At 69.0% G+C, this 5,163-nt stretch carries 4 protein-coding genes; all 4 read left to right on the top strand.

Features of this window, described 5'->3' with window-relative positions:
* Nucleotides 1-380 precede the first annotated feature (380 nt).
* The 4 genes from H9634_RS14290 to H9634_RS14275 all read left to right on the top strand — a co-directional run bounded on the left by H9634_RS14290 (nt 381) and on the right by H9634_RS14275 (nt 5,003).
* Entirely contained in the window at nt 381-1,613 is a 1,233-nt protein-coding gene (locus tag H9634_RS14290) for a heme/hemin ABC transporter substrate-binding protein (RefSeq protein ID WP_191727471.1), read from the top strand.
* 245 nt (nt 1,614-1,858) lie between these two features.
* The gene (locus H9634_RS14285; RefSeq protein WP_404801695.1) at nt 1,859-2,821 is read left to right on the top strand and encodes a FecCD family ABC transporter permease; all 963 of its coding nucleotides are present in this window, start codon (nt 1,859-1,861) and stop codon (nt 2,819-2,821) included.
* Nucleotides 2,818-3,657, top strand: coding sequence for a heme ABC transporter ATP-binding protein (locus H9634_RS14280; RefSeq protein ID WP_191727470.1), 840 nt, complete (start codon nt 2,818-2,820; stop codon nt 3,655-3,657). Before H9634_RS14285 ends, H9634_RS14280 begins: the two co-directional genes overlap by 4 nt.
* Nucleotides 3,654-5,003, top strand: a complete 1,350-nt coding sequence (locus H9634_RS14275) for a hypothetical protein (RefSeq protein WP_191727469.1) — start codon at nt 3,654-3,656, stop codon at nt 5,001-5,003. The genes H9634_RS14280 and H9634_RS14275 overlap by 4 nt, the downstream gene beginning before the upstream one ends.
* Nucleotides 5,004-5,163 lie beyond the last annotated feature (160 nt).

Genomic DNA, 5,163 nt, shown 5'->3' with positions numbered 1-5,163 from the left:
TCGAAGACCGCGTCGGTGACCTTGGCCTCGGCGGCCTGTGCTGGCTGCGCGGGCAGCAGCCCGGCGCCTCCCAGCGCGACGGCCGCGACGCCGGCAAGACCGACGCGCCAGCTCCGGCGCCATGCGGCGCCCAGTGATGACTTCATGTTGCTCCCTCTTCAGGCGTGACCGCAGCTCATTGATTCAGATCACACCCACTTGACGTTCTGTGTTGAGCTAAGGCTATCCTTATTCAGGTAAACCTAATCGTCAATACCGGGCTCTCTGACGAATCGGTCACATCTGCAGCCGCAGCCATAGCCACGACAAGGACGTTCGCCAAGGCCGAGCGACCTCGGCACCGGTTCGACGAACTGCCCCCACGAAGAGCGAAGGCCAAGATGAAACTCACTCGCCGGACTCGCCGGCGCACCATCGCCGGTGCTGTGACCGTCGTCGCCGCACTGCTTCTGTGGGCCAACGGGGTCCACAACATCGGCACGCTCAACGCAGCGGCATCCGGCGGCTGCCAGTCGCGACCGGCGGCCACCGTGCCCCAGATCCCCGAACTCCCCTCCATCCCGGCCTCCCAGCGGCAGCCGGTCGAGCGGATCATCGGCCCGAGCACGGCCTACACCCGCGCCTCGGAGATCCGGCCGATCACCGACTTCGCCGCACAGCAGCAGCGCCTGCCCGTCACCCTCGAATCAGATGACGGCGCCCAGCAGACCGTGACTGACACATCGCGCATCCTGGCGCTCAACCAGAACGGAGGGCTGGCCTCTGCGGTCATCGGCCTGGGGCTCGGCTGCAACCTCGTCGGCCGTGATGTCGCCACACAGGTCTCGGCACTCATGCCCGGACGCGATGAGCTTCCACTCGTGACGCAGAACGGCCACGAGCTCAATGCGGAGGCGATCCTCAACCTCGCGCCGACCGTCGTCCTCACCGATACGAGCATCGGCCCCTACGACGTGCAGATGCAGCTGCGCGCGGCAGGGATCCCCGTCGTGTTCATCCCCTCGACCGCCGAGGACGGTGTCGAAGGCGTCGCCCCGCAGATCGCCGCCGTCGCCCGCGCAGTCGGCCTCGACGACCTCGGCGCACAGCTCGCCCAGCGCGTTGCCGAGGAGATCCGCGGCACCGAAGACAGGATCGCCGATCTCGCTCCCGCCGATCCGGCTCAGCGCCCGCGTGCGGTGTTCCTCTATCTGCGCGGCAACATCTACTACTGGTTCGGGGAAGGATCCGGGGCCGACTCGCTCATCGAGGCGATCGGCGCCCGCGATGTCGCCAGCGAGGTCGGCTTCTCCGGGATGGCGCCGACGAATGCCGAAGCGCTCGTCAAAGCCGCCCCCGACGTCATCATCGTCATGACGAAGGGCCTGGCGAGCGTCGGCGGGCTGCATGAGGCGGTCAAGCTTCCTGGCATCGCGCAGACTCCGGCGGGAAAGAACCGGCGCATCGTCGATATGAGCGACTACGAAGTCATGAGCTTCGGGCCCCGCACCGCCGAAGTCATCGCCGCCCTCGGCGTCGCTGTCCACGCACCCGATCACGCCTTCGAGCCCGCAGGTGACGACAGTGGCCAAGCACACCTGCCGGGCAGGCCGGCAGAAGGAGCCTCTCAGTGACCACCACCTCGCGAGCCACCGCTGAGGCACCACCGCCTCCGGCATTCGACGGCTCACCCCTCGACGGGCCGACCACGCGCCGCGCGGCCCGCCGGGATCGCAGCGCCGATAGCCGCCATGCAGATCGGCGCACGAACGTCGAGGCCACGGCGCTCACGCCCGGAGGCAGCACGTCCCTGGGTCGGGCCGCCGGCGTGTTCAGCATCCTCGTCATCCTGCTGGTCACTGGAGCGCTGCTCTCCGGGATGATCGGCCAGCTCTACATCCCGCCCGGTGAAGTGCTCGGCTCGGTGCTCCATGCCCTGGGCATCACCGTGCTGCCGGCACCGAGCCATGGTTTCGGCACTGAGGCCCTGTGGGAGGTCCGCTTCCCGCGCATCGTCCTGGCCCTCTTCGTCGGGGCGGCCCTCGCCGTGGCCGGCGCTGTCATGCAGGGGATCTTCGGAAACCCGCTGGCCGAACCGGGCACCATCGGGGTGTCCTCCGGTGCCGCAGTCGGCGCGGCCTTCGCATTCCTGCACGGCCTGAGCTTCCTGGGCGGCTTCACCGTCCCGCTGCTCGCCTTCGTCTGCGGTCTCTTCACCACGATTCTGGTCTACGTGCTCTCCCGCTCCCAGGGCCGCACCGAAGTCGTCACGCTCATCCTCACTGGCGTCGCCGTCAACGCCGTCGCCGGGGCGCTCATCGCCTTCATCGTCTTCAAAGCACCGACCCAGGCTCGCGAGCAGATCGTGTTCTGGCAGATGGGCAGCTTCAACGGCAGCCGTTGGGAACAGGTCGCCTTCGTCGTGCCGATCACCGTCGTCGGCATCGCCCTGACGCTCTTCCTCACCCGCGGGCTCGACCTCCTCTCCCTGGGAGAGAAGGCCGCCCGCCACCTCGGCGTCGACGTCGAACGGCTGCGCCTGACGGCGATGGGCCTGGCCGCGCTGCTGGTGAGCGCGGCGGTCGCGTTCGTCGGCATCATCGCCTTCGTCGGGCTCGTCGTCCCCCACCTCATGCGTCTGATCCTGGGACCCGGCCATCGCGTCCTGCTGCCGGCCTGTGTGCTCGGCGGCGCCGTGCTCATGACCTTCGCCGATCTGGCCGCGCGCACCCTCATCGAGTTCGCCGATCTGCCCATCGGCATGCTCACCGCACTCATCGGCGGGCCGTACTTCTTCTACCTGCTCAGACGCAGCCGCCGCGAGGCAGGAGGCTGGGCATGATCCGCACCCTGCGCACCCACCAGCCGGCCGACCCGGTCCCCGGCAGCACCGTGCTGACGGTCTCGGGCATCAATGTGTCCTACGACGAGCGCCGGAGGGTGCTCGACGGCATCGACCTGACGGTCCGGGCCGGAGAAGTCCTCGCCCTCGTCGGCCCGAACGGGGCCGGGAAGTCGACCCTGCTCGGCGTCATCACCGGTGACGTGGAGACCGCCTCTGGCGATGTCACCATCTGCAGCCAGCCGGCTCACGCCTGGAACGCGCGCGAACTGGCCATGCGCCGGGCAGTGCTGCTGCAGCAGGTCGACGTCGCCTTCCCGTTCTCCGTGCTCGAGGTGGTGGAGATGGGACGAGCCCCGTGGCAGCGCACCAGCGCGGCACGCGACGACAAGCGCATCGTCACCGCCGTGCTCGACCGGACGGAAACCACGCCGTTCGCCGCCCGCACCTTCACCTCCCTCTCCGGCGGTGAGCGATCCCGGGTCGCCCTGGCCCGCGTGCTCGCCCAGGCGGCTCCGATTCTGCTGCTCGATGAGCCGACGGCGGCGATGGACATCCGCCACCAGGAGCTCGTACTCGCCACTGCCCGCCAGTACGCCGCGACCGGTTCAGCTGTCGTCGTCGTGCTGCACAGCCTCGACCTCGCCGGGGCGTATGCCGATCGCATCGCACTGCTGCACCACGGCCGCATCACCGCCGACGGCACGCCCGGCGAAGTCCTGACCTCCGAGCGGATCTCAGTCGCCTACGACCACCCCGTCACCGTCTTCACCGACCCGGTCTCCGGCTCACCGCTCGTGGTGCCGGTCCGCCCGTCACGAAAGGACCTGCCATGAGCCGCAGCGCCCTGCCCACCCTCCGAATGAAGGGTCCCATCCGGTCGATGCTTGCAGCCGCATGCGCCCTGCTGCTGACAGCCGGCCTGTCGCTTGCCGGCATCCTCCCCGCAGCAACCCCCGCCGAGGCGGCTGCACGCGTGAGCGTGTCCGGCACCCCGAGTGCCGACGGCACCTCGACGCTCAAGCTCTCCGGCAGCGGATTCCAGTCCGTGAAGAACGGCTTCGGCGGCATCTACGTGCTCTTCGGCGTCGTCGACGGCACCTGGCAGCCGAGCAAGGGCGGCAAGACCGGCAAGAACCTGCGCTACGCCTACGACAACGAATCCAAACCGGAAGGCTTCCAGCTCTTCGTCACCTTCCCAGGCTCGACCACCGCATATGCCGCCAACGGCGGCACCCTCAACAGCGACGGCACCTGGAGCGGGACCCTCAAGATCCCAGGCGCGAAATTCACCTCCTACGACCGGCAGCGCAACCCCGTCGACGTCGACTGCACACGGGAGCAGTGCGGCATCATCACGATCGGCGCCCACGGTGTCACCAACGCCAACAACGAATCGTTCACCCCGGTCAACTTCCCCGCCGCCGGTGGGGATGGAGGCACCCAAGGACAGGCGGCAGCCCCGGCGGCTGGAAAGAAGACTGAGCAGAATCCCGGCGGGAAACCGGCAGCTGCCGGCCCCGCGGCCGCGCCGGAGAACAGCGGCGGCAATGCCGGGCCGGCCGCAACCGCTCCAGCCGCTCCGGTCGTCCAGCCGCTGCTGACCCCGGATCAGGTCGAGCAGTTCAACGCCAACGGCAACCGCATCGTCCTCATCCTGCTCGCCGGCCTCGTGGTCGCCGTGAGTCTCATCGCCTTAGCCGTCGGCGTCGGTTCGTATATGGCAGCGAAGTCACTGCTCCTCGGCGTCAGCCCCGAGGCGCTCGAGCGGGTGCGCACTCGACGAGCGAAGCGAGCCATCGCCGCGGAGCACAAGCGCAACCGCCGCATCGCCGCCTATCGCGCACGGCAGGAGGCGCGCACCCGCAAGCGCGAGCTCCACGCTGAAGCCACAGCCGCCCGAGCAGTCATCGACAGCTCCGCCGAGGACGGCCCCGCAGTCGACGCAGGGCACACGACGGCAGCCGCTGACGCACCCGTGGCTGGGCCGATGCGGTTCTTCGACACCATCAGCACCACCGCACCAGCGGCCGGAGAATCTCCGACCGGAGGGTCTCCGCTGCAGACCGGCACCGCCGGCACCAGTGAAGCAGCGACCCTCGTCCTCGACCGCCCTGAGGACAGTCCCGATCTCTCACCCACAGCCGAGCCGGAGCCCGGCCGGACGAAAGGAACTGTGTGATGCGACGACTCACCAGACTCCGCACCCAGCTGACCGCCTCGGCGGCTGCCCTGACCCTGGCGCTGGCCCCCTCTCTGCTGCACAGCAGCGGCCAGCCCGCCCACGCCGCGAACTCTCCCGCGCCAGCAGCTGAGCTCAAAGTCACCAATGCCGTGTTCAC

Origin of the sequence: Brevibacterium gallinarum, assembly GCF_014836885.1 — a bacterium.
GTDB classification, from domain to species: Bacteria; Actinomycetota; Actinomycetes; order Actinomycetales; family Brevibacteriaceae; genus Brevibacterium; species Brevibacterium gallinarum.
The sequence above is the reverse complement of the archived record's forward strand: the minus strand, read 5'-3'. Positions and strand labels throughout refer to the sequence as shown.